Source organism: Streptomyces shenzhenensis (assembly GCF_003688995.1).
Taxonomy (GTDB): domain Bacteria; phylum Actinomycetota; class Actinomycetes; order Streptomycetales; family Streptomycetaceae; genus Streptomyces; species Streptomyces shenzhenensis_A.
Genome location: NZ_PENI01000001.1, coordinates 1 through 26,384 on the forward strand (window position 1 = coordinate 1; position 26,384 = coordinate 26,384).

A 26,384-nucleotide genomic window follows, 5' to 3' on the forward strand; every position below is an offset into this window, starting at 1 on the left:
TTCCCGGAGTTCCGCGCTCTCCTGGCTGGTCGTTCCGGGTTTCACCCCGTCGTCGATGTCCGCGCGACGCATCCATTTCCACAGCGTCATCGCGTGCACTCCGAAGTCGGCGGCCACCTGCTCCACCGTCACGCCCGGGCCGCGGTTCCTTGCGACCCGTACGACATCCTCGCGGAACTCTTCCGGATAAGGCTTGGGCACAGCAACATCCTTCCCACCCGCCCCACAGGGCAAGCCAGTTCAGATGTCACCCGATCGTGCACCAGACCCAAGGGCTTAGCTGTCGCGGTGGGTGAGCACGATGCGTGCAGCTGCGGACTTGTCCGCTGTGGCAGCATGACTGAACAGGTTCATGAACTCTGTTCCCGCCCTAGGGTGACCCATTTGTTGAACTAGTCCGCCGTAGTAGCGAGCCAGAGCGGTCATCAGAGGGCTATCACCGCTTTGGACCTCTGTGGCACCGTTGCGTAGACCTGTGAGGAGGAAGGGCAATGATGAGGCGGAGACCCACGGCTGGGTCAGGGCTTGAATGGAGAGCTTTTCCAGGTTGGCGGCCCTGTGGGAGGGCAGTGTTGCTCGCCAGAGGCCCACGTACGCAGCTTTCAGCCAGGCAGCAGCATGGTCCGGTTCAGAATTGACGATCTGTGCAACTGCGTTGAGGGCCAGCCGCACTACGGCCTGCGCATCGGTCCAAGCCGTCGGCCGTGCGATCGCTGTAGCTACGGCTCGGGCCTGCCAGCCGTCGGCTTGTGCGGCAAACTCGTACAGCTCGCCCGAAAAGGGTATATCCATGTAGAAATGCCGAAGGAGTTCGGCCCTCAGAACCATTGCCTCTTGCAATGGCACGGTCTGCTCGCGCTGGCACGCGTCGATTAGGGCAAGCGTTCCGAATGCGGGTACGCCCACCGACCGGGCAACTGTGCGCAGAGCTCGGTCGTCGCACCACAGCACCGCGTTGTGCTCCTTGGCGTAATCGAAGGCTGTGAGCCATGCCTGCGGGGCGCGCTCTCCCCGCATCCGCGGCAATGCACGTAGCTCCGGCCTGGCCACCCGCGGTAGTAGTCGCACAAGGTCAGCGGCACGCTCAAGTGTCCCGCGCAGGGCCCTCGTCTGTTCCTCTGGAGCAACATGCAGAGTTGCCCGTTCCTCTTCCGCGTTCCAGACCACCGTGGTATCGGACCGCAGCGCAAGGGACTCCACGGCGTGGAGGGCGTCGCCAAGGATCTGGTCAGTTGTCACGATGCTCTGGCAGAAGCCAAGAAGCCGTTCGGCAGCACCCGGCTCCAACAGGGCGAGAGACACCGCTGCGCTTGTATCCACGACAACCCGCCGGGTCAGCGCAGCTTGGATGGCACTTGCCTCCCACACGTACGAGGTTGGATCCGATGCGAAGAAACCGGGAGGCCCCTCGGTAAGCCGCACACACACCTCGGCGTATGACCGGCCGTTCATCAAGGCCAGCATTCCTAAAGGGAACTGGCCTTGCTCGATCTGCTCTCGGATCTCACGGCGGTCCTCATCCTCGTACTCGCGGCGCAGCCTCTGGCCTAGTTCTTCGAATATCGCGCGCGGATCGCTGGCATCGAGGGCGCGGAAATAGACACTGTCGGGGAACCGCTCCAAGTAGTCCGAGCTCGCGTCACGTAGCAGTTCAGCCGCTTCCGCGGTCATGGGTTGCGTCGTAGTCGTTCGCCAGAGAAGAACTGCCAGGAAACGCCCCAGCAATTCTTCGTCCTGTGGCCAGTGCTGCATCAGTTCCAGCGCACGCCCCGCAAATTGCGGATCAGTAGACATGCGGGCACCGAGCTGGACCCACAGGATCGCTTCGTCGCGGCGTCGTGGTGTAGCCGCTTCGCCGAGTTCAGTAAGTGTCTGCCACGCTTCGTCGGGCTGTGCCCGAGTGACGTAGCACTTCGCCAGGGCCCAGCGTGCGTCAAGGTTATGCGGGTCCAGGCGCAGGAGTGTGATGGCCGCGTCTGTGGCCTTTTCCCAGTTCCCTGCGGCGGATTCTGTCTCAACAAGCAGCTCGTACATGGCACCCTGCGCTGCCCAGCCGGGGCCGGCGATCCGCAGCGCGCTCTCAGCGCATTCCTTGGACTTCTCGTAGTTCCTGGCGCGTTGGTAGCCACGAGCTGCCAAGGTCATCAGCTGAGCATCGCGCCAGTGTGTCGCGGCCTCCTGCATGGTGGCTGCAGCCTTTTCGAGATCGCCGAGTTGCTGATAGCGCTGCGCCAGTTTCACGGCGACGGTCGGGTTCTGGTTCGCGTTGGCACGCAGAATTGACAGGTCGCCGTCTGCTGTGCCGCTGAGGGCGTGGGCGAGTTTCTCGAGATCAGCTACCGCCTCGGGATAGTCGTCCTTCAAGTGAGAGATATCAGGCAGGTCCTGCCCGGACTCCACCAGCCCCATGGCCGCGATGAGCTGGTCGGGACCTGCCGTCGCCGCGTCCCAAGTGCGTTGCCAAGCATCGGCTACCCGCTGATCATCACTGCTGTCGGCACGGCGTTCCTCAAGCACAGCCAGCACCTGTGCCCGAGTGAACGAGCTAGTCACCACGCCCAAGAGTTCGCGTGCGCGATGTTCGCGGCCCGTGAGCGCGGCAAACAGTGCACTTTCCTGCAATACCCGAGAATCCTCCGCTTCTTGCTCGCTAGCGTCTCCCTCCGGAGCCGGCTGGGAGAGAGCCCACGCCGTTGCCAGATCCTGACTCAACAGTGCGGCCCGCATGGCAAGGACGATCGCAGCCGCGCTGTCACCGAACCATTCTCGACGTGCGTTACGCACTCGGAGTGCAACAGCCAGGGCTTCTTGGGCGTCAGCGAGCCTATGGCGAGTAGTACGGCGCCCGGCTCGTTGGAGCAGAGCCTGTGACAGTTCCAGCCCTAGCTGAGGGAAGCGTGCGACATCTGCTTCACGTAGGGCTGGCAGAGCCTGGTCGATCAAGTCCTGCGCTAGGAGGATCCGCGTCCTTAGCAGACGCTGCAGAGTCTGTCCGCTGCTACCGGGAGTAGTCCACCGGTTCAAGTGGTCCAGGGCTGCGTCCCAGTCCTTATCAAGGGCGGATCGCACGGAGTAGACCAACGACGAGTCAAGGTCTACATGGGCCGCTAGGTACGAACGTGCGCTGCCCTCGGTCAATGTTTCTGCTTGTAGGGCAGCCTGGACGATCACGAGGTCGCGAGGATATCCCCCCTCGCGTACGGCCCGGTCATAGAACGAGAACGAGGCACTCTCAGCATCGTAAGCCGAAGCCAGTTGGCCAAGCCACGGAAGCGCGCGGGTAGGGGCGCTGGAGAGCCACGGTGGCTCATGCTTGGCCCATTGTTCAATTATGTCTTTCCGCGCAGACCTACCAGAGGGAAGGTTATTGACGGCCGCTTCCATGTCGGGCCAGTGATCACGCAGCTGGCGAGCTTCTTCTTGGAGCACCGGTGGCAAGGTGGCTAGCGCCTGCTCGAAAGCAGCCTCGGCCGCCTTCAGCGAGGCGCTGCCATCGGTCACGTACTGCTTATCGATGTATGTGACGTTGTTGTTGTCACCCACCGCAGAACCGATGATTGCTCCGCCAGCCGCGACCGCACCAGGGCCAGCGGAAACAGTTTGCGGGACCTCGATGGGTCCTTCTTCACTTCCCAGAGAAGCGGCTTTGCCCTTGCGGCGAATCCAGGAGAACGGCGTCACCGTTCACTGCCTTCCCCGAGAGCGCTATCCCTTATGTCACCTCCAGCTGCGATCCCGTCTCGACCGGCTCGCACATCATCCGCGTTCCGCCTCACCGCGGTACCACCGTGCGACGAATGAGGGCCGGTCACCTTTGAGTCCTTCCCGATCGCGGAGCCAATGATGTCACCGCCAGCCACGACCGATCGACGGCCGCCGCGCACGCGCCGCCCACCCGCGGTCCCGCCACCTGCGCTTCGGAACAAGGCGATGAGAGAAACCAGCAGGCCGAGCATCGAGACGACCGTACCCACCACACCTACGGTCCGCTCTGTCGTGTCAGGGGCTGCGAAAACGGCGACCAGGACCAGCCCGACGGTCGCCACGCTGGTCAACGCAACCGCCACCGATATCCATATGCGCCCAGTCCCTGCCACAGCCGCCAACTCACCGATCCTTCGTCAACGCCCGTTCTGTCCAGAAGAACGGTGAGTGCCTCCATCGGCCCTCTGATGAGAAGGTAGCGGCAAGACGCTTGATTATGTAGTCAAATCAGCGGCAGTTGAGGAAACAGCGGTTACGCGTAGGCCTGGTCGAGGACGTCGCGATGCGATCCACAACAGCGGAGCCGCGTAGCTAGGGGGCAGTAGGTGCGTAGGGTCCGACAGAAGTACATCACCCGGATGCCGCAGCCTCCCAAGCTGATGTCCTCTCATGCCAGCATCCCCGCCGAGCCGCCGAGCGTTTCGGTCTGCCGTTCGTCCGGGCTGCGGCGCTGCAGCGCCGGTCCCGGCCGAGCGGCAGACCAACAGAGGGAGGCATGGCGCGTAGCAAGAAGCCCCGCACGTCATCCGTCGGGGGAAACGGCGACGTACGGGGCGATCCGGCCGGTCGAAGGAGCACGCTCGGACCGCAATCGGCCGGAGATTCGGAGTCGAACTGGTCAGGCGGCGGACGAGCTTCGACGGGCAGCCGTCGTCCCCACCGCCGTCGCATCAGCGTGGGGGGCCGTCTCCGCCTTGAGGCCCGACACGATCAGTTCAGCCAGCATCAGCGCTGCCTCAAGACGGATGCTGCCAAGGCGTACCAAGCCGTCGCCCGAGACGTTCACATCAGCCGCAAGGCCGGGAAAGTCCGACTCCAAGCCCAAGGCTGTCAGCTGCTCAGCCACGGTGCCGGCGCTGCGTCGAGCCTGTGCCCAGCCGCGGACGTAGGGGACGCCGGGCGTCAGGTTCTCCGCACGCTTGGCGACTACGCCCCATCGGTCGGTCATGGTTCAGCCCCTTTCCTCACGAGATTCGGTCGTCTCGTCGCCGCTCTCCGCTAGCCGCTGCAAGCCCGAAGCCAGCGCCAGCCGCAGCAGCTCCGCCAGTCGCTCCGCGGTGGCCGGCGAAACGCGCCCGAGTTCGACCAAGCCGTGCCCGAAAGCATTCAATTCAGCCCGTAGATAAGGGAAATCCTTCTCCAGTCCCGCCCGGATCAAAGCGTCCCGCAGGGCGGTGGTGGCGTTACGCACGGCGTACCAACCGTCACTGTCCAACGGTGACCAGGTGGCAGCGTCGTGCCGGTCGGTAGCATCATCCCGCCCCATCGATCGGAGCCCCCTCAATCGCGGAGAGGCCGAAGGTGTCCGCGGCCCGGTAGCGCTCGCCGTACCGGTCCACCCGAGCCAGCAACTCGGCGGAGGCAACGAGCATGGTCGCCAGGGCCACCGGACGGAGCGGGTTGGCCATAGGCCGCCGGGCCGGGGCGCGCAGCCACTCGTAACGGTCCCCGCGCAGGGGAATGGGGCCAGGGACGACGACCGCGGAGCCGCGGCTCAGGTAGCGGTAGGCGGGTGCGGGGCCCTCTTCCCGTCCGAGGTAGTGGAGGAAAGTCTCCTGGCTCCGCGAGCCCAGGAAGAAACCCACGCGTTGTGCCTTGTGATCGAGGACAGTAGGGCCGAACGGCAGGCCCCGGCGGAGCAGTTGGTCGAAGGTCTCCATGCCGACCCGCTGATCCACCGTCACCACGTCGAAGTAACGCCCGGTCGGCAGCATGTACGGTGCACGGGGATCATCGATCCAGGTAGCGCGGCACCCCTCCGGATCGTCAGCCGCCGCGGAGAGCCATTCAATGCCCCTCCTGGTGATCCTCTGCACGTCATCTCACCTCGGTCAGACTCAGTTGCGGCCCCGATGCCGCCCTGTGTCCAGACTCAGGGTCACCACCCTGGCCAGGGCAGATGACGAGAGGTGACGGGGGATGACGCGTCACCCGCGCACGCGTCATCCCCCGTCATGTTGCAATCGCTCACGATCTCCAATTACTTGCAGCGCTCAGCGATGAGCAGCGCGTACATTCGGTCGTAGGGTCGAGGAGTCACGCGCCCAAGAGTTGCGCCAACGGGCCAGTGCGGAGGGAACGGTCACGTCTTCGATGGAGCCGACCAGCGTTCGCTTACGGCAAGCCCGTGTGGTTCGAGGCTGGAGTCAGCCGCGGTTGGTGCGCGAACTCCGCCAGGCCGCAACGCGTCGTGGCCACCAGCTCCCGTCAGATGCGAGCGTGAAGCGCCGTATCGCCAGTTGGGAGAACGGGCACAGCGCGCCGGACGGCTTCTACGGTCCGTTGCTGTGCGAGGCGTACGACCTCACTGCCGCCGAACTCGGGCTGAACCACGAAGGCGAGCGGGACACGGGGCTCCTGGACGCCGGCTATCCGGAGAGCCCCGAAGACGCCATCGATGTCGTCGGTCAGCTGTGGCGGGCAGATCTCAACCAGTATGAGCCCTTGCTCCAGGCCGAGCCCTCCGAACCGGCCTGGAACGAAGCTTCGCTCCGGTGGTTGGTGGCACCCGAGCCTGCCGTTCCCAGGCAACGGCAGAGCGGGATGCGCGTCGGTCTCGGAGACGTGGGCGCCATCAAGACCACCGCCGACATGTTCGCCGAATTAGACGACCGATTCGGTGGCGATCACGCGCAGCACGCAGCCATCCAGTACCTCAGTACCGAAGTGACGCCGCTGCTGCGCGGCCAATACACCGAGCAGGTCGGCCGGGCCCTGTTCTCGACCGTCGCAGAGGCAACTCTCCTGGCCGGTTGGATGTCCTATGACGCCTGTCGGCACGGCTTGGCACAGAGGTACTTCCTCCAAGCTCTCCGGTTAGCCCAGGACGCCAATGACCGCCGACTCGCCGGAAGCATTCTGTCGGCCATGAGCCATCAGGCGACGTTTCTCGGCCGGTATACGCAGGCCGCGACGCTCGCCCGTGCTGCTCTCATGGGCATCTCTCCCGTGGCCACTCCCACGCTTCGCGCCCAGTTCCACGCCATGGAGGCACGCGCGCTTGCCCGGACCGGAGACATCCGGGCCTGCGAAGCCGCCTTGAGCGCCGCCACAAAGGCGCTGGAGAACCGGAACAACGACGACGAGCCCGAGTGGATCAGCTATTTCGACGAGGCCGAGCTTGCCGCAGAAGCCGCCCACTGCTTCCGTGACGTCAACAGCGCCCGGCAAGCCGTCGCGCACGCAGAGAACGCCATGAGTGGCAGCCACGTACGGAGCGACTTCTTCGCGACCATGGTTCTCGCCGACGCCCACCTACGCGCCGGGGACGCCGAGGAGGCCTGTCGCGTGGCACTCGATGCGCTTGACCTGGGGGAACAGCTCAAATCGGCACGATGCGTCAGCTACCTTGCCGAGTTCCGGCAGAACCTCGCAGCGGCCAGCAGCAGTGCGGACGTGCAGACGTTCACCGAGCAGGTCAGGGAGCACAGGCTATGGATCGCCTCCGGCGATCATGTCGTTGTCTGACCACAAATCGCCGCGTCTTCAGAACGGACCCCATTGGTCTCGCCCCTCTCCAGTGCGAAGGGACCGCACCCGACGAGCGAATTCCGCAGCGGCTGAGTCGCTGGTCGTGACCTGGTGGCCGAGCCACGAGACCATCATCAGTTCACGCAGGTCAGCCAAGGTCTCGTATCCGGGCCAGTTCATGACGTCGAAGCCGTACCGGTGAACGAACTCCGCGTACTCCGCCTCTGTGTGCCAGCCGTACCGGTCGTAGAACATCGCCGTCTGGATCAGGTCCCACTCGCGCGCGGCGAGAGCGAAGCCGTCCAGGTCGATGAGCACCGCGTGCCCGTCCCGGTGACGGAGGATGTTCCCGATACTGGCGTCACCGTGGATCATGCCGAAGGGAAGAACGAAGTCCAGTCGGTCGTAGTCCTTGGCGAGGCGTGCCGCTCGTTCGTCCAGGAACGTCCGGTCCTCTGCCGAGATGCCGTCCAGGCCTTCCAGCGAGGCCGCCAGCTTGGCCAGCGGGTCGAAGTACGGGAGGCGGAGAGATTCAGGCTCCTCAAGCCAGTGGAGGCGGCGAAGGAGGTCGGCCAGTTCGCCGACCGACGCGTACTCCTCGTTCTCCTGGACGCTCTCCCAGAAGGTCACCACCAGGCCGCCGACGACCAGCGGTTGCGTGACCGACGCCGGCGCGCGCATAGCCGGGAAGTCCTGCGTCTCCAGCCACCGGGCCACGCCCACAGCCCGGTCCATGTCCGCGAGGACGGATCGATCACGCGCGATGCGGACTATGACGGGTAACGAGGTGAGCCGGTAGACCGCGTTCGAACCGAGCCGCAGCAGCTCGGCGCCGCGGGAGTCGAGCCCAGCCGTCGCGCAAGACTCTTGTAGTACGGGTTCCAAGCCCTCCGCCGTGAACTCCGTGCCGCCGCCGTCCGGTCCCCCGCTGCTGCCCGAGATCATGCTTCGACCATACGGGCCGTACCGACCGCCCGACAGGCCGCCCACGTAATAGGGGCGTAATGATCTTAGCCAGCAGCGACCGCGAACGCCCCTCCCGTGCAGGTCAGCGCCCCAGAAGCGCAACGGTCTCTGCTGGCCTCCGGAGCCGTGTGCGCAGGTTCGAATCCTACCGGGGGCACAGAAGCAGGACGAGCGCGATCAAGCCGCTGACCTGCCAAAGTGTCACATACAAAGGGCCGGACTCAGTCCCACTGAGTCCGGCTCTTTGTCATTCTCACGCACGGATCCCGAGTGAGTGGCGAGTGGGATCCTGACGACGCCGGACGCCCATCGCCTGCCCCGAACCCTGACTTCGACGCAACCCGTCGGCTGGACCGGCCCGCGATCGACGCGTAGCAGCTGTGACAGGCGCCAGCATGCGGCACACTGTGGCCCTATCCGCACCTCAGCAACGTGCCACGGGACTCGAATGCTCTTCTCGAAATGACTGGCCAAATCGCAGATCAGTTTGACGCCTTCCTTCAGCGCATCACACTTTCAGACGGCGAAAAGTCCACTGCCCTTGAGCAGGGACGACGCCTCTCACAAAAGATCGAGCAGCGACCCGAAGTGCGAGAGTGCTTCATTACGGGGTCGATGGTTAGATCTACGGCTATCCAAAAATACTCGGATGTTGACATCGTGGCCGTCATTGAATCCCGAGATCGACTCGCCCACTCGGACTCTGCCACTCTTGTTTCCACTTTCGCGAATATTCTGCGGGAGATAGAGCCGGATGCACAAGTATCCGAGAACGTCGTCCGCGTTACGCACGCAGACGGTGCCGTTGTCGATGTCCTTGCCGCAATTCACTGCGGAATCAATGGAACCGCCGACGACGTATACAGGATTCCCGCCACTAGTCAGGAAGGATGGGAAACATACGCCCCGGAAGAGCAGAACAGGAGAACCAGAGAAGCCACCGAATTACTAGGTGAAGATTTCAAAAAATTGATCCGCCTATGCAAGTGGTGGAGCAAGACGCACGGTCAACCAATTGCGTCGTACAAAATCGAACTCGCCACCTTAGAAACGTTCCGCAATGAGATTCCGGAACTCCCGTGCGCAATAGTCCGACTTTTCAATTCCATCGAACGATCGATCAACATCAGTCCAATAAAAAAGCCGGTATTGCTGGAGTCTAAGGAACTCGCCGAAGAGGCCTACTCGAGCCAGCAGTCGGGTGACGTGCAGAAATCTATCGAGCTATGGGGGAGGTTGTTCGGTGACCAATTTACAAATGTCATCACTTGAGGTCATCGGCCTAGCAGATGGACAACTCGAGAAGGCAAGCGACTGGTACAAATGGAGCCGCAGGCTACCCATCGCCACTTTCGCTTTGAGTATAGTCTCGATCTTCATCTCCAATCCTTATACGTACATCCCGGCGCTTTTGGCTCTTGGAGTCCAAGTCTGCTCCTGGATATCCCGAGACAAGGCCGGGAAATTCCATAGCAACGGCGAAGAAGGAAGAACGCACGGGCTCTCCCTGAACGCACTAGGAAGCACCGAAGAGCGGCTTGAGCTCAACAAATGGCTCAGCCGCGTCACTCCCATGCCACCTGGTCAGGCAACAGAGCCCGCGGCACCGGACTACTTCGCGAGCAACTCACCAGTCGGAATGCGGCGACTCTGCGACCACCTCCAAGAGAACGCCTTCTGGAATATGCACCAGTACCAGAAGACAGCGGCGCACTACACCCGAATCCTTTGGATATTCGCCGGAACAACAATTACCTCCATCCTTGTGGCGATTCCGCTTTCCTCCGGAGGTCGTAGCCTCATTCTCGCCCGAGTGCTTGTGGCTGCTCTAGCATCAGGCGCAGCACTGACTCAATTCAGCGAAGTTCGGTCCTGGAAATCGGCTGCAGTAAAAAGCGAGCGTCTTGACAGTCGCCTCGACTCGCTGGCCTCTTTCTCCGAGGAGGAGCTGAGGCGAGATAAGCTCGGAACAATCCTGGCCGTCTACGGCGACTATCGGGTAACTACGGCCAGCGCACCTCCGATTCCCAAATGGTTATACGACCGTGAAAAAGACCATCTGAATGAACTCTGGGCTAGACGGACGGCCTCCGCGTAACAGTGAAAGAGAAGGAGATGGCGGCTAACCGAGAAATCTCCACACTCTCGGGCAGCCGCCATTCTCCGCTTTAGTCACGTCAGCTCATCCACCCCATAGCCCGTTCGATCTTCGCGTTGTTGACTTCCTCATGGCCGTCGATGCAACCCTCGTAGCGACGGTGAATAACTTCGGGAGAATTGCCTGCACGTCGAGCGACCTCGGCAACTGGGACGCCAGCGTTCAACCAGTTCGTGATGCAGGTGTGACGCAGGCCTTGTCCGGCGGAAGAGCGATGGGACGAGCCTCCTGCCACACCCGCCAGTAACTCGAAGTTCCGAGCACCTCGCCGCGCTTGTTGTGGAAGACCCGGCCGTCTTTACGTAAGCACCTGGTCACTCGGTGCATGCCACAACCGTGCTCATGGAGCAGCCAACCATGGTGACTAGTGGTCGGCGTCGGCCGAGATGCGCTGGTGCGCTGCGAGCCTCTCCTGAGTTGGCTTCCGTGGCAGCATCTCAACCGCACGACGACACTCGCATGTTCGTCCATGGTGGTGCGGTGGGCCCAACCAAGTTCGGGCCGCGCCGACCAACCGATTCGGGCTACTCCGCGCCCCAGTCCGCCGCCAGAGCGCCCGCTGCAACCGTTGGTCCGCCGTGACGCTGGCCCCGCGGACCGCACCTCCGAGTGAGCAGCGAGTGAGGGACGTATACGGAAGGAGCGTTATGGACGTTCGTCCAGTTCAGATGCTCATCTTGATACTCCTGGCGCCTGCCCTCCGGAGCCATGCGCGGGTTCGAATCCCGCCGGGGCGCTCACTCTCCAGCGGTGCGAGTGTCTTGCAGGCCCCGCAACCAGCGGAAATGACTGGTGCGGGGGCATTTTGTATGTGCAACCGGTGGGCTGCGGCTTCGTCCATGAATGCGGGTCGGTGGGATCCACGGACTCCAGCACGCGTGCTCGAAGGGCGGTGGCGTCCTTCGAGCACGTCGAGGACGGTGTGGCCTGCGTCGACGCATGTTGTGTCAGGGCCGGCCAGTCTCAGGTCATCCCCCTGGCGCTGGTCCGTTCCGATGCCGGAGCCACGCACGTCGACGATGTACATGCCCGCGCAGACGCCGCCCCGGCTCCCGCGCAGGTACGCCCTCATGGGTCACCCAGGCGTCCAAGGCCGAGACGACTCCCTCCTGCCCGCCCACATTCCCCCTTAACACCCGTGCCGCCCGGATCTTGCTCCCGTAGTACTACTAGGGCGGCCGGGCGAGGACCACCGGCAATCCCGCCAAGCAGCAATTCATGCGCCGACCCCTTGGGGGGTATTAGCGGTAGTATACGGAGCATGACTGAGCCCACCCAGAAGTACTCGATCACGATGCCCCGGGACATCGCCGACGCCGCGCGTGCCCGCAGTGGCCCATCCGGTCTGTCCGCCTACGTCGCCGCCGCCGTCGCCCGGCAGATCGAGCGCGACAACCTCAACGAACTCATCCAGGTCGCCGAGGCGGAGCACGGTCCCATCACCGAGGACGAGGTGCAGGCCCTGCGCGATCAGCTCCACCAGGCACGCGCCCAGCAGAGCGGTGACGGGAAGAACGCGGCGTGACGCGTTCCCCCGCCGCCCCGGGTGGCACGCTGGTCCTCGATAGCGAAGGACTGGCCAAGGCCGTGCTGCGTGACCGAACAGTCGCCACCTGGCTCGCCCTCGCCCGCGCCGATGACCTGCGCGTGATCACGTCTGCGGCCACCTTGGTGGAAGTAGTCCACCCACGCATCAACCGCCCCGCCCTGGAGTGGACCCTTTCCCGTCTTGTCGTCGAGTCGGTCACCGAACCGATCGCCCGCCATGCCGCCGCCCTTCTGGCCGACGCCGGCCTGCACGGCCACAAGTACGCGATTGACGCCATACTGAGCGCGACAGCCCTGGTCGCCCCCGGGCCCGTCACCGTGCTCACGTCCGACCCGGAGGACCTCGCCGCACTCTGCGGGACCCGCGCCACCGTCATCAAGATCTGACCCCACATGCGAGGACTTGCAGCGGAGTAGGGCAGGAGCACGGCAAGTCGACAACAGATCGATCTTGCGGTGAGCGATCTCCCGGCGTCCGGGTGATCGCTGAGCTTCAGCTCGGCGTCGTCGGTGCCTTGGGCGGGGTTCGGCGGGGGGTCGGGCCGTCCAAGTGGATCACCACGGTGGTGTAGAAGCGTTGCACCGCGTCGTCGACGCTGCGGATGAAGCCGGACTCTGCGTTGCCGCGGCTGCTTCCCATGCCCTTGAAGAGGGACAGGCGGAAGCCGGCGATCTGGGTGCCGTTCTCCTTGGGCAGCATGTCCGCCGGCTCGGGACGTAACCGTTCGAGCGTTCCCCGTGGGCCGCCCTTTTCCCCTTCGACGAGGGTTTCGACGTGCAGATCCGCCGGTGCCTCGGCCAGGCGCCGGACGAGCCGCTTCGCCCACGCCAACGGGTAGCCCTGCTCCGGCACCGGGATCTCGATGGCGGTGCGGAGCTTGCCGGTACGCAGGTCTGCGCTGACGGCCAGGACGCCGGGCGTTCCCTCGATACGCAGCTTCGCTTCCAGTTTCCCTTCGAGACAGAGCTGATCGGCAAGGCGGTCCCGGAGTGTCTTCGGATCGGTTCCGCGCTTGGCGCGTTGAACAGGCAGTACTTTCTGCCCCAGTTCACCGCCCAGCCGGAGGCAGACCTGGCGGATGAGTCGCTCCCAGCTCTCCACGACCTCCAGTGCGCGGGGGTCTCCCTGGCACAGGGTCTCGTCGTCGATTCCATTGCGTACCGGAACCCAGGCCGGGCCCATGTTCTGGAAGCCGTGGCAGCCGGAGTTCTCGTGCCGCACGTAGTGCAGCAGTTCCTGGAGGAGCCAGGCGTGCGCCGCATTGCCGACACCCTCGTGCCGGATCAACATCTGGGCCTGATGGGCTACTTCCGCCCATGACAGGTGCCAGAGAGCCACCTTGTGCTTGCGCCGTCCGTCGATCTTCACGTCGACGAGCGGGCTGCCCTCCAACGCGACGTCGTTCGACAGGGTGATCACGGCTTCGTAGCCACGGCGCGCGGCGATATCCATGTATGCCTGTACCTGATCGGCCTTGAGGGCATTGCCGTTGGTCTTCGTCTCGACCAGCGCCGTCCACAGCTTGCCGGCCCGCTCCACACGGATCACTCCGTCCGGGCGGCGCGGGGTGTCACCGTGCGGGAGGGTGACCTCGGTGAAGGTCTCCGTGCGACCGGCCGGCGCGCCGAACGCGGCGGTGAGCCTCCTGCCGAACTCCGGCACCTGTGCCATCACCGACAGCAGCACCGAAGTCGCACGCATTTCACGGTCCCGGTCGCTCTTGAGCACCGACACCGGGAAGAGTCTGGCCTCTTTCCACGACTCGTTCTCCGCCAGCGTTTTCCTGACCGTCTTGGGAAGGGTGACCTTCTTCTTCGCGGTACGAGGTCGCGCGGTCGGCTTCCTCCGCTCGTCCCCTTCGTCAGGCCGGCGAGGGGCGGGGACGGCACCCAAGGTGCCTTGCGGCGTGGGTTCTTCGGCCGCCACCGGTGGTGCCGTGTCCGCCTGATCGTCGTCTACGGCGTTGTCCTGCGCTTCCTCTGCCGTCGCGTCGTCCTCGATGTCGACCCCGAAGTCCGTCGCCAGACCGGCGAGGCCCGCGTCGTAGCCCTGGCCGACCGCGCGGAACTTCCACTCTTCCCCACGCCGGTACAGCTCACCGAAGATGATCGCGCTCACCGAGTCGGCGTCGTCGATGGCGAAGCGGAGGAGTTCCTCACCGCCGCCGTCCGCCAACGACAGCTTCACGCCCTCCAGTTCTCCGAAGCGAGCACCTTCGTACCGGCTGGCAGCCACGACGATGCGGTCGACATCGGACGGGACCGCCGTCAAGTCGAAGCTGATCCGGTCCTCGTTTCCGTCTGTCGTCGGCGTCTTGCCCAAGAGTTGCACGCTCCCGTCAGCGGCGACCGGGTTGTTGTAGAAGTAGAAGTCGGCATCGCTGCGGACCTTGCCGTTCGCGTCCAGCAGCAGGACGGACACGTCGGCATCCCCTTCGCCGGTCGGGCTCCCCCAGCCCAGTCCGACGATCGCCGAACCGACGTTCTCGCTCAGGGCTGACAGAGTTACATTCGAGCCCTTGACCATTTCACGCACGAATCCCCCCACACCATGAAATCCGGACACGAGGGCGGCTCAGCCTCAACTGCCCGATGGCGACACTGTGTGACCAGCCGCACACGGATCACAGTAGTGCCCACGAGGCGTGGCTGTAGGTGTCGCGGAGAATTCGTGGAGTATCGACGGAGGGGGTCCATGGCCTGGTGCGCCGCGAAGCGGTGAATCACACGAGGGTCCCGTACCTGCGCCTGTGCAGGTACGGGACCCCCGTTCCGCGTCGTGTCAGCCTCGGCCGCCCGTGTGCGGTGCGGACATGCGGTGTGCGGATGCCCGATCCGTCGGGCGGCCGAACGCGGCGGCCGCGAGGGCCAGCAGCAGGCCTATCGCGCCGACGACGACATTGTTGATGATGGTCTTGGTCGTGCTGACGTGCCCGGCTACGACCCACGGTGAAATGATCATCCACACGCTCAGCGCACAAGCGGCCCACGCCATGCTGTGCACCCGGTCATAGGCCCGGCCGAAGCCTCCGCTCATGAGGAGGGCGTAGGCGATACCGACGATCAAATTGTTGACCGCCAGGGTGGAGAGCCCGTTGAATCCCGTGATCCACGGCGAAGCCGCGAAGTACAGCCCGGTGATCAGGGCGATGGTCTCGACGGCCTGTGCCTTCGAAGTGGTCGCGGCCCCCTCGGCAATCTCATGGCGTTCGCGCATGGCGACGATGTCGGGATGGCTCGCTATGTCAGATCTGGGCGCGGTCGCCATACCCATCACCTCCAGTTTCTCTGTTCCTGGTCTTGCAGCGGCCGAGTACCCGAAGGCCACGGAATAACCATCGCGGGGCGGGACTATCGAAGCCGACCGGGTACTCGCGGAGCAGTTCCCATGCGGCGGCCGGTGACTTCCCGCACCCGTCGAGACACTTTGCGTAATGAGCCGGCAGGACCTCGACGCCGTTGGAGCACGTCTACGAGCTGGGCGGGGTCGTCCCGACTCGTGGAACCACCCGGTTGGCGCTGTGCCCAGGCACGTGTCCCGGGTACGGCCCCGTCGGGTCTCTCCACCGGTGCGAGGGCCGAGCGCCTCGGGCCCCGGAGTTCAGATCGGTCATCGCCAGCGGTATGCGGTGAGCGCCGCGTTTTCCCCTGCCTGGACCCCTGGCGTCACACCCTGGACGTGCCCGAAATGACAGCTATATGACCCTTAGTTACGTTCATCGCAGGTCGGTCGCCCGGCCGACGTCCCTGAGACAGAGAGAAGTGACATGCCCACGCGTAGATTTGCTGTGGCCGCTGCCGGCGTAGGCGCGGCGGTCCTTGCAGCCACCGGTATCACCTACGCCTCGACCCCGGACTCCGCCCCGGCGTCCCCGTCTGTGCACCACGCGGTCGCATCTGTCGAGCGTCCGGCTCGCCCTGTCCAGGAGGCGGCCAAGCCCGTCCCGCAAGCCGCGCCTGCCGCGGTTCCCGAGGGCGACGGCGGCTCGGGCAGAGAGAAGAAGGACGAGGATCGCGACCGCGAGGGCGGCGAAGACCGCGAGGGCGGCGAAGGAGGAGGCGGCGGCTACGGCCATAAGGAAGTGGGGAGGATCTACTTCAACGAACGTACGTATTCGGCCGCCGCCGATGGCTGCATCACCGCGGCCAGCGGGCTGGGCTCCAGCAGCTTCAGCATTTTCAATGACAGCCGGAAGACCGTCGAGGTCTTCCGTGGTTTCACCTGTGACAACGGTGCTCCGGTCGCCACCGTGGGTCCGCACGGCGCCACCAATGGCGTGGTGACCCGTACCGTCCATGGGGGCCTGTTCGGTGACGATGGCGCCGTGGGCAGTTTCCGGGTGATCCACGACCACGAGTGGTGACAGCACCGCGCGGTCCGGCCGCGCGTTGCCCTGTGCGGTGAGGGTGATCGAGGTGGGGGCCTTTCCGACGGTGACGGTGTGGGTGAGGTCCTCGGCGGACACCGTGCAGGTGACGTCGTCGACGAGGTCCGGCTCGTCGAGGACGGTGAAGGTGCCGTGCGCCTTGGCGGTGGTGGTGCCCAGGTCATGGGCACCGGTCGCGTCCGTACGGGTCGGCGTGGCCTTCAGCGGTGTGCCGGGGCGGGCCCGTAGGACTCCGACCTGCTGCGCACGACCGGCGCCTGCCCGGGCCGGGCTGTGGGTGAGGCCGCCGGTGAAGCGGGTGCGTACTGCACGGCCGGCGCCTGGATGATGTGTGGCCAGAGCTGGTTGCCGAGCGCGTTCGTGGTGACCGCGAACAGCCGGGCGCCGTCGGCCGATCACTCCATGCCGCGCCGGGCGACCCGGTCGCCGTCGAGGATGCCCTCGAAGACGGACTCCGACGGCGCCGTCGAGTCGGCCGGGTCGGCGGGCTGGAGCAGCGGGTCGGGCGTGGAGCCGGTGGCCGCCGCGCGAGGTACTTTCCCTCGCCGCCGAAGGCGACCGGGCCGACGGTGGCGCCGGGGAGGCGTTCGGCGCGTCGGACGTCGTCGGTGGTGAGCAGCCGGGTGCCGTGGGCGGAGTCGGCGACCTGGCTGCCGTCGGCGGAGAACGCCATACCCTTCAGGCCGAGCGCACCGTTGCCGTTCCACGTGCTGCGAGTTGGGCGTGGTGAAGTGCGACTGGCCTCCTTCGAAGGGGAGTTCGCGTGTCGGTGTTCGTGGCGGCGAGGACTGCCGGTTCGAAGGTGGAGGTGTCGTACGTCTGGATCCGCTCGCGCAGGCCGGCGCAGGGCCTGCCGCTGTCGGCGCTGAGCGCCAGGCCGTAGACCTGGGCCGGGGGCCGAAAGGTGGCCAGGTGCTACATCGGCAGTTTGATCACCGCGTCGGAGGCATCGGCGACGGTCAGGCCAGGTCCCGCGAGCGTGGTGGCGAACCACGTGGCCGCCAGGTGTCTGGGACGGTGTGCAATGTTCAACTTCCCCCGTACACAGGCGGTGTCGCTCGCGTTCGAGGCCGCACCTGTGACACTCATGGAACAGCTGTGAAGATCGGCTGTTCAAGGGTTACACGCCTGTTGCCGGCCCGATGCGCCGTGCGTCGCATCTCCATCTCCCCATACGTCAAGATGAGTTGATCGATGTCCGCCGCCCCGGGCCGGTGTCGTGTGCGGGTGGGGCCGGCGGTGTGGGACGGAGGATTGTGACGTACGCAGGGGCGCTCAGGCGCGGAAGACGGGGGTCCGCGATGGTGGTCTGTGCCTCGTTGGCGCTGCTCGCGGGGTGTTCCGGGGAAGGGGAGAGCGGGTCCGGTCCCGGTGCCGCCACCTCGGCGGCGGGCAGCGGCCCGGCGGGCTCCGGCACGACCTCCACAGGTTCGGACACCGCAGACTCGGGCTCGCGCTCCGGCACAACCCCAGGCCCAGGCACCGGCACCGCCGCTCCAGCCGGGCAGTTGGGCGCAGGCCCCGCCGATCCGTCGTTCCGGGCCGATCCCGCGCGGCTGCCCGAGACCCGGTCGCAGACGCTGCGGCTGCTGCGCGCCGTAACCGCCGGCCCCGACAGTTACGGGCCCGGCTACGAGCGGCGCACCCCGTACGAGAGCGATCCCGCCGACTGGCCCGTGTTGGGCGCCGACTGTGTCTGGCGGCAGGAGTCGCTCCCCGCCGGCGTGCTCGGCAGCCTCACCCGTTACAGCCGGCTCCCGGCCGGCGCGGGCAAGGGCGAGGTGCGCACCGCCGCGACCGTCACCGTGCACCGCACCGCCGGCCGGGCCGACTGGGAGATGGCCGAGACGCTGGAGGAGGCACTGCGCTGTCCTGACCAGCAGTTGCGGGCCACCGAGCGGATCAGCGGTCTGAACTCGATCGGTGCCGGCTACGGGGCGAACGGGAACACGTCGGCCGACGATGTGCTGCTGGAGATGGGGAAGTATCTGAATCCCGACCTCGGCGAGAAGGCCATGTCCTACGTCTGGGACCAGGTCAGGCTCGGGCCGGTGACGATCGCCGTCGTCGTCGAGGGCGGCGAGGGGTACGCGCAGGGCGATCTGCTGGCCGCGCAGGCGCGGTCGGTGGCCGCCATGGAGACCAAGGTGCGCAGTGAACTGGGGGCCCGCAAGTGATCGACCGCTCGCTGCGCCCCGGCGACCCGTCCTTCGTCGGCGGGCATCGGATACTCACGCGGCTCGGCGCGGGCGGCATGGGTGTCGTCTATCTCGGCCGGACCGACTCGGGGGCGCTCTCCGCCGTCAAGGTGATCCGGGCCGAGTATGCGCTCGACGGCGACTTCCGTGCCCGTTTCCGCCGCGAGGCGGACGCCGCCCGGCGCGTGGACTGCCCGTGGGTGGTCCGGGTCACCGGCGCCGATCCGGACGCCGCACGCCCCTGGCTGGCCACGGTCTTCGAGCCCGGTCCTTCGCTCGCCGAGGCCGTCGGCCGGCACGGGCCGCTGCCCGCGCGGGCGGTGCGGGTGCTGGGCAAGACGCTGGCCCGCGCGCTGGCCGCGGTGCATGCGGCGGGGCTCGTGCACCGGGACGTGAAGCCGGGCAACATCCTGCTCGCCGCGGACGGCCCCCGGCTGATCGACTTCGGTATCGCACGTTCCCTCGACGCCACCGCGCTGACCTCGGCCGGCATGGTGGTCGGCACGCCCGGGTTCCTCTCCCCCGAGCAGGCCACGGGGGACGGCGACCGGATCGGGCCCGCCGGTGACGTGTTCTCGCTGGGCTGTGTGCTGGCGTACGCGGCGACGGGGCGGCCGCCGTTCGGCGGTGGCACCGTGGACGCCCTGCTCTACCGGACCGTGCACGACGAGCCCGATCTCGACGGCCTGGACGAGGAGTTGGCGGGTGTGCTGCGGCGCTGCCTCGCCAAGGACCCGGACGACCGGCCTGCTCCGGCCGAGCTGGACACCGCCCTCGTGGAGGACGTGCCGTCGGGGACCGCCGGCTGGCTGCCCGCCGCCGTCGTCCGCATGGTCGCCGACCGGTCGGCCGAGATGCTGTCGCTGCCCGAGATCGGGGCCACGATCCTCGAGGGGCCGGTGCGGGACCGCGGCCCGTCGCGGCGCAGGTTCCTCGCGACCGTCTCGGGGGGCGCGGCCGTCCTCGCCGTGGGCGGTGGTGCCGCGGCCCGGGCCGGCCTGGGCGGCGGCACCGGGAAGCACGCGTCGGCGGGACCCGGCTGGGCCATCGGCGTGCAGGCCGATCTGAGCGGCCCGGGGAAGGCGGTCGGGCGGGCGCAGGAGCAGGGGGCGCAGATCGCGGTGGAGGAGTTCAACGCCCTCTTCGGCAGGCCGTTCACGCTGCACGTGAAGACCTCCGACGACGAGGGCCGGTCCGATCGCGCCGCGGCGGCTGCCGAGCGGCTCGCCGACGACGCGGACGTCCTGGCGGTGATCGGGTCCAGCACCGACGCCACCACGCAGGCCGCCCTGCCCGTCTACGACGCGGCCCTGCTGCCCGTGCTCGGCATGTCCGCGGGGCAGAACCTGGTGCGGAACGTCCGCTCCTTCGTGCGCGGCCGGCCGCTGCACAACACGGTCGCCATGAGTCTCGGCTTCCAACTGGAGGCGACGAGCGCGGCGACTTCGGTCGGGGTGCTGCTGGACCGCAGCGGTGGAGACGCCTCCTGGATGACCATCCAGATGGTCAACCTCGTTGTCCGGCAGTACGGCGACGCCACGCACCCGCGGGTGGTGCCGGCCGGCACCACCGATCTCACCCCCGTGCTGACGGAGATGCGCTCCGCCGGGATCGAGGCGTTCGTGTACGCGGGCCCGGTCGACGGGGCGATCCGTGCGGCGCGGGGGCTGGCCGACTTCACCGGGCCGAAGTACGCGGCCGAGCCCGCCCTCGACGCCCGGTTCGCCGCCGAGCCGGCCGCGGCCGGGTGGACAGTGGTGGCCAGCGCGATCGGGCCGGGCGCGGCCGGCGTCCGTTCCTTCGCGCAGGCCTTCCGCGAGCGGCACGGGCGCGCGCCCGGCTTCTGGGCCGCCGAGGGCTACGACGCGGCGAAGCTGCTGATCCGGCAGCTCGTCGCGACGGGCGGGAAGCGGCCGGCGCGCAAGGCGCTGATCGGCCCGTTGCAGAAAGCGACGTATCGCGGCATCACCCGTGACTTCGCCTTCGACCAAAGGACGGGCCAGCCGACCCTGACGACGCCGGCCAGCTTTGTGCACCAGGTCCTCGACGGCGGCTTCCACTATCTGGGCCCGGCCCCGGACAAGGCGCCGCAGCCGAGGACGGCGTGACGGTGCGCCGGCCGGGCGGCGGGCGGCGATGCGGCCGCTGACCGGCGCGGACCCGGAGTCGATCGGCGGGTACCGGCTGCTGGCCCGGATCGGGGCGGGCGGCATGGGCGTGGTGTATCTGGGGCGCTCCGCGGGCGGCGCCCTGGCCGCCGTCAAGGTGATCCGCGCGGAGCACGCCGCCGATGCCGGGTTCCGGGCCCGGTTCCACCGCGAGGCCGCTGCCGCCGCCCGGGTCGACGGCCGGTGGACGACGCCCGTGACGGCCGCCGATCCGGAGGCCCCCGAGCCCTGGCTCGCCACCGTCTTCGTCCCCGGTCCCTCGCTCGCCGAGATCGTCGGCGGGCACGGGCCGCTGCCCCCGGGCGCGGTGCGGGCGCTGGGTGCCCGGCTCGCGGACGCGCTCGCCGCGGTCCACGCGGCCGGGCTCGTCCACCGCGACGTCAAACCGGGGAACGTGCTGCTCGCGCTGGACGGCCCCCGGCTGATCGACTTCGGTATCGCCCGCGCGAGCGGCGCCACCGCGCTGACCGCGACGGACGTGATCGTCGGTACGCCCGGCTATCTCTCGCCGGAGCAGGCCAGGGTCCGCGAGGAGGGGGTGGGTGCGCCGAGCGACGTCTTCTCGCTGGGCTGTCTGCTCGGCTACGCGGCGAGCGGGCGGCCGCCGTTCGGTGCCGGCGGGGCGGCGGGGGTGCTGTACCGCACCATCCACGAGGCACCCGATCTCGACGGCGTACCGGACGAGGCGCTGCGCGCGCTGATCGCCCGCTGTCTCGCCAAGGATCCGGCCGGCCGCCCGACCGTGCCCGAACTGCGCGCGGCCCTCGGGGACTTCGCGTCGGACGACTGGTTGCCGCCCGGTCTGCCCGCGGTCATCGCCGAACGGTCGGCCGAGGTGCTGAACCTGCCGGAGCGGGAACGTGCCGCGCCGGCCGACACGGCAGCGGCGGGGACGGCACCGGAGGAGCGGAGCGCGCCCGGCCGCCGCCGTCTCCTGACGCTGGGCGCCGCGGCGGGCGTCCTGGCCGCGGGCGGCGGCGCCTGGCTCGTCAGCGGACGCCGCACGGGGTCCACCGATGAGCCGGCCGGCCCCCGGCCCGCCCGCACGATCGCCGTGCAGGCCGATCTGACGGGTCCGGGCCGGGCGCTGGGCACCGCCGTCGAGCGGGGTGCGCGGCTCGCGGTCGAGCAGCACAACACACGCGCCGACCGCGGCTTCGACCTGGCCCTCACCGTCCTCGACGACCGGGGGGACCCGGACCGGGCCGGGAAACTGGCCCGGCGGCTCGTCGCGGACGGGAGGGTGTGCGCGGTGGTCGGACCGACGTCCGACGCCACCGCGCTCGCGGTCCGGGACACCTACAACAGGGCGCCCGTGCCGATGGTGACCGCGTGGGCGGGCACCGACGCCCTGTACAACACGGCGTCGGTGACGGAGCCGGGCGTGTTCCAGGTCCGGCCGGCGGACAGCACGGTCGACGCGCCACTCGTCCGCTATCTCACCAGCGTCGAGCCGGTCACCCGTACCGCGCTGATCGACGACCGGGCCACCCGCGACTACAGCTGGCTGATCGCCAAGTCGCTGACGGCGGCTCCGCCGTCCGGCGGGTCGGTCACCCGGTACCCGGTGGCCGCGGACACCGACGACTTCGGCGCCGTCGCCGCCCGGGCGGCGCGGGCCGAGGCCGTGGTCTACTGCGGCGGTTCGCCGCGGCGGGCCGCCGCCTGCGCCCGCGCGCTGCGGGCGGCCGGGTTCACCGGTACGGCCGCCGCGACCGAGCCGGTCCTCGACCCCGTGTTCCTGGACGCGGCGGGCGCGGCGGCCGAGGGGTGGGTCTTCTCGGCGACGTTCGTGGATCCGGCGCGCCTGGAGCCGGCCGCCGGGTTCGTCCGTTCGTACCGGCGGCGGTACGGCGTCCACGAGGCGGCGCGGGGCGCGGCGGAGGCGTACGACGTGGCCGGACTCGTCGCGTTCGCCCTGACCGTGGTCGGGACGGGTCCGGTGGACACCGGGACCCTGGTCCACCGGTTGCGGTCGCTGTCGTACCGGGGTGTCACCAGGACCATCGTCTTCCGGTCGGACACCGGCGTCGTACAGATGAACCCGGGGCTGTTCCTGTGGCGGGTGACGGACGGGGCGCCGATGTTCCTCGGGCAGTACCAGGACGTCTGAGCGGGTCCGGTGAAGTCCGCTGCGGTCCGGCAGCGCCCTGAAGGGGCGCGGGGAACTGCGCGACCAGCCACGATGGTGGCGCAGTTCCCCGCGTACGTCCGCACTGCCCGGGCAGTGGCCCACGGGGTCCGGCGGTCCGCCCGTGGACGCGTTCAGGCGGTGCGTTTGCGGGATGCTGCGGACTTCTTGGCCGCCGTCTTCTTGGCGGTCTTCTTCGCGGCCGTCCGGTCGGCGGACTTCGCGGTCGACTTCGCCGCCGCCTTCTTGGCCTGGGCGGACTTGGCCGTCTTCGCCGCGCCGGCCGTGGTCTTCTTCGCCGCCGTCTTCTTCGCCCCGGCCGTCGTCCTCCGGCCGCCCGTCTCCCCCTCCGGGGCCGCGGGCCTGCGCCGCGGCAGCGAGGTGACCTCGGCGTGCTCCGCCGCCCCGGCCTCCTCCCCCGGCTCCGCCTCCTCACCGCGGGACTCCTTGGCGGCCCGGACGCTGTTCTCCAGCGCGGCCATCAGGTCAAGCACCTTGCCGCCCGGGGCCGGACCGGGCGCCTCCGGGGGCTCCTCGCCGGCCGCCTTCGCGGCGATGACCTCCTCCAGGGCGTCCTGGTACTCGTCGTGCAGATCGGCCAGGTCGACCTCGCCGAGGGTGTCCATCAGGGCGTCCGCGAGGTCGAGTTCCTTGTCGCGGACCGTGACGTCCGTGTCCGGCGCGACCCCCTCGGGGGCCCGGACCTCGTCCGGCCACAGCAGGCCGTGCATGGCGATGGCGTCGCCCACCACCCGCAGCATGCCGAGCCGCTCCCGGCCGCGCAGCGCGTACTTGGCGATGGCGACCTTGTTGCTGCGCTTGAGCGCCTCGCGCAGCAGGGTGTAGGGCTTGGCCGCAGCGGCGCCGCCGGCCGCGAGGTAGTACGCGGCACCCATCTGGAGCGGATCGATCCGGTCGGCCGGGACGAAGGCCACGATCTCGATCGTGCGCGCGGTCGGGATCGGGAGATGGGCAAGGTCGTCGTCGGAGATCTGGATCATCGTGCCGTCCGCGTCCTCGTACGCCTTGCCGATCTCCGCGCCGCTCACCTCGCGGTCCTCCAGCTCGCAGAACTTGCGGTACCGGATGCGGCCGCCGTCCTCGGTGTGGATCTGGCGGAAGGAGATCGAGTGGCTCTCGGTGGCGTTGACCAGCTTGATCGGGATGCTGACGAGGCCGAAGGAGATGGCGCCGTTCCATATGGATCGCACGTTCCACACCCTTCCCTACGGTTCGCAGTGATGTATCCGTGAATATCTGGGATTGTCATCGTATGACGCCGATCACAGAGGTGGAGGGGCGACGGGTCGCGCTCAGCAACCTGGAGAAGGTGCTGTATCCGGCGACCGGCTTCACCAAGGGCGAGCTGCTGCACTACTACGCGACCACGTCCGGTGCGCTGCTCCCCCACCTCCGTGACCGGCCGGTGTCGTTCCTGCGCTATCCGGACGGGCCGGACGGTCAGGTGTTCTTCACCAAGAACGTGCCGCCGGGTACGCCCGAGTGGGTCACGACCGCCGAGGTGCCCCGGGCGGAGGGGCCGACGCGGATGGTGCTGGTGCAGGATCTGGCCTCGCTGATGTGGGCGGCGAACCTCGTCACCGAGTTCCACACGCCCCAGTGGGTGACCGGGGCGCCCGAGGAGGCCGACCGGCTGGTCTTCGACCTCGACCCCGGGGCCCCGGCGACAGTGGTGCACTGCTGCGAGGTCGCGCTGTGGCTGCGGGAGCGGCTGGCGGCGGACGGGATCGAGGCGTACGCGAAGACGTCCGGCGCGAAGGGGCTGCATCTGCTGGCCGCGGTGCGCGGGGCCTCCTCGGAGCGGGCCTCGGAGTATGCGAAGGGGGTGGCCGTGGCGGCGGAACGGGCGCTGCCGCGGCTGGTGGTGCACCGGATGACCCGGAGCCTGCGGCCGGGGAAGGTGTTCGTGGACTGGAGCCAGAACGCCGCGCGGAAGACGACGGCCGCGCCCTACACGCTGCGCGCCCGGGCCGAGCCGACGGTGTCCGCGCCGGTCACCTGGGCGGAGCTGGCGGAGTGCCGGGAGGCGGGACAGCTGGTGTTCCGCGCCCAGGACATGGGGGCGCGGCTGCAGGACTACGGCGATCTCATGTCGCCGCTCCTGGCCGGCACGCACGCGGCGGAACTGCCCTGACGGGACCTGACGGGGCGCGTCGGGCGGCCTGCCGCGCTCGGGGCCTCACACCCGCAGCCAGGTGTTCCGGTCGCGGGCCATCGCGTGCAGGGCCTCCACGTCCGCCGGCTTGAGCACCGCGCCCAGCCGGGACAGCGCCGCCACGTCCGTGTCCCGTACGACGCGCAGCTCACGCGGCGGGACGGTGACGGTGACCTCCGTGGCGCCCACCAGGGCGAGGACCGGGCGGACCTCGGCCGTCAGGGCGTAGGAGGCCCGGTCGGCGTCGGCGCGGACCCGGCGCAGCAGCGGGTGCGCCTCGCGGCGGCCCAGCGCGACCAGTGGGTCGGTCACCAGGACACGCTGTCTGCGGGCGTACAGGGTGTGCAGGGCGAAGAGTCCGCCGGGGCCGATCAGCAGGTGGTGCAGGCGGTCGCCGCCCGGCAGCGGGATCGAGTGCAGGGTGTGCCAGCCCGCTCCGTCCAGCTGGTCCAGGGCCTCGCCGACGGTCTGCTCGGCCAGCAGCGCCCGGCGCCGCTGGTCCGGCCGCAGCCGGCGGGCCGGGCCTGGATCCCGGTCGAGGGCCACCAGCAGCGCCTCGCCGGGGCGGTTGGGGGCCAGGTCGTCGTCCGGGTGCAGGGAGAGCCGGGCCAGCTCGGCGGGTGTCGGGGCGGGGGGCGGGCCCACGGCCACCGGGCCCGTCAGGAAGGGGCCCAGTGCCTCCAGCACGTCCTCCCTGCGGTCCTCGCTGAGCAGGTTGACCCGGGCCGCCTCGCGGTCGTACCAGGCGACGTTTCTGCCGTCCACGAGGCAGACGAACAGTCGCTCCCGGCCGTGCCTGTGGTCCGGCACCACGCGCAGTCCGCTCATACGCCATCACCCCTCGACCATGGGAACAGGCTCCGCGCTCCGGGGGCAACCCCGTCTCATTCGTGACGGGTTGAACAGCCGTACGTGGGCGCGTGCGCTTGCGGTTCGGGGGCGTGAGGGGTCGGGGGTGCGGGTTGATTGCGGGGTGCGGGTTCGATTGGGCTGAGCGCGCAGTTCCCCGCGCCCCCTTCGGGCGCGGGTGGGATTGGGGTGCGGTCGTGCGTGAGAGCTCGGGGGTGCGTGTTGATTGCGGGGTGCGGGTCGAATTGGGTCGCGCGCGCAGTTCCCCGCGCCCCTACCGGGCGCGTCAGGGCTCGGGGGGTCGAGCGCGCCGTTCCCCGCGCCCCTGGCGGGTGCGTCAGGGCTCG

Annotated in this window: 21 protein-coding genes; 10 read left to right on the forward strand and 11 right to left on the reverse strand. The window is 68.1% G+C overall.

The window, feature by feature from the left end; translation table 11 throughout:
• The 5 genes from CTZ28_RS00005 to CTZ28_RS00025 form a co-directional block, all read right to left on the reverse strand.
• Window positions 1-201: transposase (locus tag CTZ28_RS00005; protein ID WP_147481097.1), on the reverse strand; the 201-nt coding region annotated here is incomplete at its 3' end.
• 75 nt (window positions 202-276) lie between these two features.
• Window positions 277-3,681 carry a PIN domain-containing protein gene (locus tag CTZ28_RS00010; RefSeq protein ID WP_147481098.1) on the reverse strand — a complete coding sequence of 1,135 codons (3,405 nt, stop codon included), beginning with the start codon at window positions 3,679-3,681 and terminating at the stop codon, window positions 277-279.
• A 922-nt stretch (window positions 3,682-4,603) separates the two neighbouring features.
• Complete coding sequence (locus tag CTZ28_RS00015) at window positions 4,604-4,933, reverse strand: hypothetical protein (RefSeq protein ID WP_259471403.1); 330 nt, start codon at window positions 4,931-4,933, stop codon at window positions 4,604-4,606.
• A gap of 3 nt (window positions 4,934-4,936) precedes the next feature.
• Window positions 4,937-5,251: a hypothetical protein gene (locus tag CTZ28_RS00020; RefSeq protein WP_121887084.1), complete on the reverse strand. Its 315-nt coding sequence runs from the start codon at window positions 5,249-5,251 to the stop codon at window positions 4,937-4,939.
• Window positions 5,238-5,801: a bifunctional DNA primase/polymerase gene (locus tag CTZ28_RS00025; protein WP_121887085.1), complete on the reverse strand. Its 564-nt coding sequence runs from the start codon at window positions 5,799-5,801 to the stop codon at window positions 5,238-5,240. The genes CTZ28_RS00020 and CTZ28_RS00025 overlap by 14 nt, the downstream gene beginning before the upstream one ends.
• Before the next feature lie 403 nt (window positions 5,802-6,204).
• Here CTZ28_RS00025 and CTZ28_RS00030 point away from each other — a divergent pair, with 403 nt between their 5' ends.
• The gene (locus CTZ28_RS00030) at window positions 6,205-7,452 is read left to right on the forward strand and encodes an NsdA family TPR-like regulatory protein (RefSeq protein WP_183154188.1); all 1,248 of its coding nucleotides are present in this window, start codon (window positions 6,205-6,207) and stop codon (window positions 7,450-7,452) included.
• Between the two features lie 18 nt (window positions 7,453-7,470).
• Here the strand turns inward: CTZ28_RS00030 and CTZ28_RS00035 are convergent, their stop codons facing one another.
• Window positions 7,471-8,400 carry a phosphotransferase family protein gene (locus tag CTZ28_RS00035; RefSeq protein WP_121887087.1) on the reverse strand — a complete coding sequence of 310 codons (930 nt, stop codon included), beginning with the start codon at window positions 8,398-8,400 and terminating at the stop codon, window positions 7,471-7,473.
• Window positions 8,401-8,883: 483 nt separating this feature from the next.
• Here CTZ28_RS00035 and CTZ28_RS46550 point away from each other — a divergent pair, with 483 nt between their 5' ends.
• The 4 genes from CTZ28_RS46550 to CTZ28_RS00050 all read left to right on the forward strand — a co-directional run bounded on the left by CTZ28_RS46550 (window position 8,884) and on the right by CTZ28_RS00050 (window position 12,514).
• On the forward strand, window positions 8,884-9,693 hold the full coding sequence (locus tag CTZ28_RS46550) for an SMODS domain-containing nucleotidyltransferase (RefSeq protein ID WP_147481099.1): 810 nt from the start codon (window positions 8,884-8,886) through the stop codon (window positions 9,691-9,693).
• The gene (locus CTZ28_RS46555; RefSeq protein WP_147481100.1) at window positions 9,680-10,519 is read left to right on the forward strand and encodes a hypothetical protein; all 840 of its coding nucleotides are present in this window, start codon (window positions 9,680-9,682) and stop codon (window positions 10,517-10,519) included. Before CTZ28_RS46550 ends, CTZ28_RS46555 begins: the two co-directional genes overlap by 14 nt.
• A 1,321-nt stretch (window positions 10,520-11,840) precedes the next feature.
• Complete coding sequence (locus CTZ28_RS00045; protein ID WP_121887088.1) at window positions 11,841-12,104, forward strand: CopG family transcriptional regulator; 264 nt, start codon at window positions 11,841-11,843, stop codon at window positions 12,102-12,104.
• Window positions 12,101-12,514, forward strand: coding sequence for a DNA-binding protein (locus CTZ28_RS00050; protein WP_121887089.1), 414 nt, complete (start codon window positions 12,101-12,103; stop codon window positions 12,512-12,514). The genes CTZ28_RS00045 and CTZ28_RS00050 overlap by 4 nt, the downstream gene beginning before the upstream one ends.
• Window positions 12,515-12,620: 106 nt before the next feature.
• On the opposite strand, the gene CTZ28_RS00055 is transcribed toward CTZ28_RS00050, so the two are convergent.
• Complete coding sequence (locus CTZ28_RS00055; protein WP_183154228.1) at window positions 12,621-14,654, reverse strand: TerD family protein; 2,034 nt, start codon at window positions 14,652-14,654, stop codon at window positions 12,621-12,623.
• Between the two features lie 255 nt (window positions 14,655-14,909).
• Window positions 14,910-15,395, reverse strand: a complete 486-nt coding sequence (locus CTZ28_RS00060) for an SPW repeat protein (RefSeq protein WP_183154189.1) — start codon at window positions 15,393-15,395, stop codon at window positions 14,910-14,912.
• 520 nt (window positions 15,396-15,915) lie between these two features.
• Between CTZ28_RS00060 and CTZ28_RS46560 the strand changes: the two genes are divergently transcribed.
• Complete coding sequence (locus CTZ28_RS46560) at window positions 15,916-16,491, forward strand: hypothetical protein (RefSeq protein WP_220795296.1); 576 nt, start codon at window positions 15,916-15,918, stop codon at window positions 16,489-16,491.
• 939 nt (window positions 16,492-17,430) lie between these two features.
• Here the strand turns inward: CTZ28_RS46560 and CTZ28_RS46780 are convergent.
• The gene (locus CTZ28_RS46780) at window positions 17,431-17,604 is read right to left on the reverse strand and encodes a hypothetical protein (protein WP_183154190.1); all 174 of its coding nucleotides are present in this window, start codon (window positions 17,602-17,604) and stop codon (window positions 17,431-17,433) included.
• A gap of 419 nt (window positions 17,605-18,023) precedes the next feature.
• On the opposite strand from CTZ28_RS46780, the gene CTZ28_RS00070 reads away from it, so the two are divergent.
• The 3 genes from CTZ28_RS00070 to CTZ28_RS00080 are packed head-to-tail and all read left to right on the forward strand — an operon-like array spanning window position 18,024 to window position 22,994.
• The gene (locus tag CTZ28_RS00070) at window positions 18,024-18,692 is read left to right on the forward strand and encodes a hypothetical protein (RefSeq protein WP_147481102.1); all 669 of its coding nucleotides are present in this window, start codon (window positions 18,024-18,026) and stop codon (window positions 18,690-18,692) included.
• Window positions 18,689-20,821 carry a protein kinase domain-containing protein gene (locus CTZ28_RS00075; RefSeq protein WP_398654965.1) on the forward strand — a complete coding sequence of 711 codons (2,133 nt, stop codon included), beginning with the start codon at window positions 18,689-18,691 and terminating at the stop codon, window positions 20,819-20,821. Before CTZ28_RS00070 ends, CTZ28_RS00075 begins: the two co-directional genes overlap by 4 nt.
• Window positions 20,822-20,849: 28 nt before the next feature.
• Window positions 20,850-22,994, forward strand: a complete 2,145-nt coding sequence (locus CTZ28_RS00080; protein ID WP_121887092.1) for a bifunctional serine/threonine-protein kinase/ABC transporter substrate-binding protein — start codon at window positions 20,850-20,852, stop codon at window positions 22,992-22,994.
• Between the two features lie 152 nt (window positions 22,995-23,146).
• On the opposite strand, the gene ku is transcribed toward CTZ28_RS00080, so the two are convergent.
• Window positions 23,147-24,223 carry a non-homologous end joining protein Ku gene (gene ku / locus CTZ28_RS00085; protein WP_183154191.1) on the reverse strand — a complete coding sequence of 359 codons (1,077 nt, stop codon included), beginning with the start codon at window positions 24,221-24,223 and terminating at the stop codon, window positions 23,147-23,149.
• 62 nt (window positions 24,224-24,285) lie between these two features.
• On the opposite strand from ku, the gene ligD reads away from it, so the two are divergent.
• Complete coding sequence (gene ligD / locus CTZ28_RS00090) at window positions 24,286-25,167, forward strand: non-homologous end-joining DNA ligase (RefSeq protein ID WP_121887094.1); 882 nt, start codon at window positions 24,286-24,288, stop codon at window positions 25,165-25,167.
• 45 nt (window positions 25,168-25,212) lie between these two features.
• On the opposite strand, the gene CTZ28_RS00095 is transcribed toward ligD, so the two are convergent.
• A complete protein-coding gene (locus CTZ28_RS00095; RefSeq protein ID WP_121887095.1) occupies window positions 25,213-26,016 on the reverse strand; it encodes a nuclease-related domain-containing protein in 804 nt (267 codons plus the stop codon).
• Window positions 26,017-26,384 lie beyond the last annotated feature (368 nt).

What these genes read in the sequence shown, in the direction of transcription:
- CTZ28_RS00015 (WP_259471403.1), bottom strand. Translation starts at nt 4,933, where the DNA reads ATGACCGACCGATGGGGCGTAGTCGCCAAGCGTGCGGAGAACCTGACG.
- CTZ28_RS00020 (WP_121887084.1), bottom strand. Translation starts at nt 5,251, where the DNA reads ATGGGGCGGGATGATGCTACCGACCGGCACGACGCTGCCACCTGGTCA.
- CTZ28_RS00035 (WP_121887087.1), bottom strand. Translation starts at nt 8,400, where the DNA reads ATGATCTCGGGCAGCAGCGGGGGACCGGACGGCGGCGGCACGGAGTTC.
- CTZ28_RS46550 (WP_147481099.1), top strand. Translation starts at nt 8,884, where the DNA reads ATGACTGGCCAAATCGCAGATCAGTTTGACGCCTTCCTTCAGCGCATC.
- CTZ28_RS46555 (WP_147481100.1), top strand. Translation starts at nt 9,680, where the DNA reads ATGTCATCACTTGAGGTCATCGGCCTAGCAGATGGACAACTCGAGAAG.
- CTZ28_RS00045 (WP_121887088.1), top strand. Translation starts at nt 11,841, where the DNA reads ATGACTGAGCCCACCCAGAAGTACTCGATCACGATGCCCCGGGACATC.
- CTZ28_RS00055 (WP_183154228.1), bottom strand. Translation starts at nt 14,654, where the DNA reads ATGGTCAAGGGCTCGAATGTAACTCTGTCAGCCCTGAGCGAGAACGTC.
- CTZ28_RS00060 (WP_183154189.1), bottom strand. Translation starts at nt 15,395, where the DNA reads ATGGCGACCGCGCCCAGATCTGACATAGCGAGCCATCCCGACATCGTC.
- CTZ28_RS46780 (WP_183154190.1), bottom strand. Translation starts at nt 17,604, where the DNA reads ATGAGTGTCACAGGTGCGGCCTCGAACGCGAGCGACACCGCCTGTGTA.
- CTZ28_RS00080 (WP_121887092.1), top strand. Translation starts at nt 20,850, where the DNA reads ATGCGGCCGCTGACCGGCGCGGACCCGGAGTCGATCGGCGGGTACCGG.
- ligD (WP_121887094.1), top strand. Translation starts at nt 24,286, where the DNA reads ATGACGCCGATCACAGAGGTGGAGGGGCGACGGGTCGCGCTCAGCAAC.
- CTZ28_RS00095 (WP_121887095.1), bottom strand. Translation starts at nt 26,016, where the DNA reads ATGAGCGGACTGCGCGTGGTGCCGGACCACAGGCACGGCCGGGAGCGA.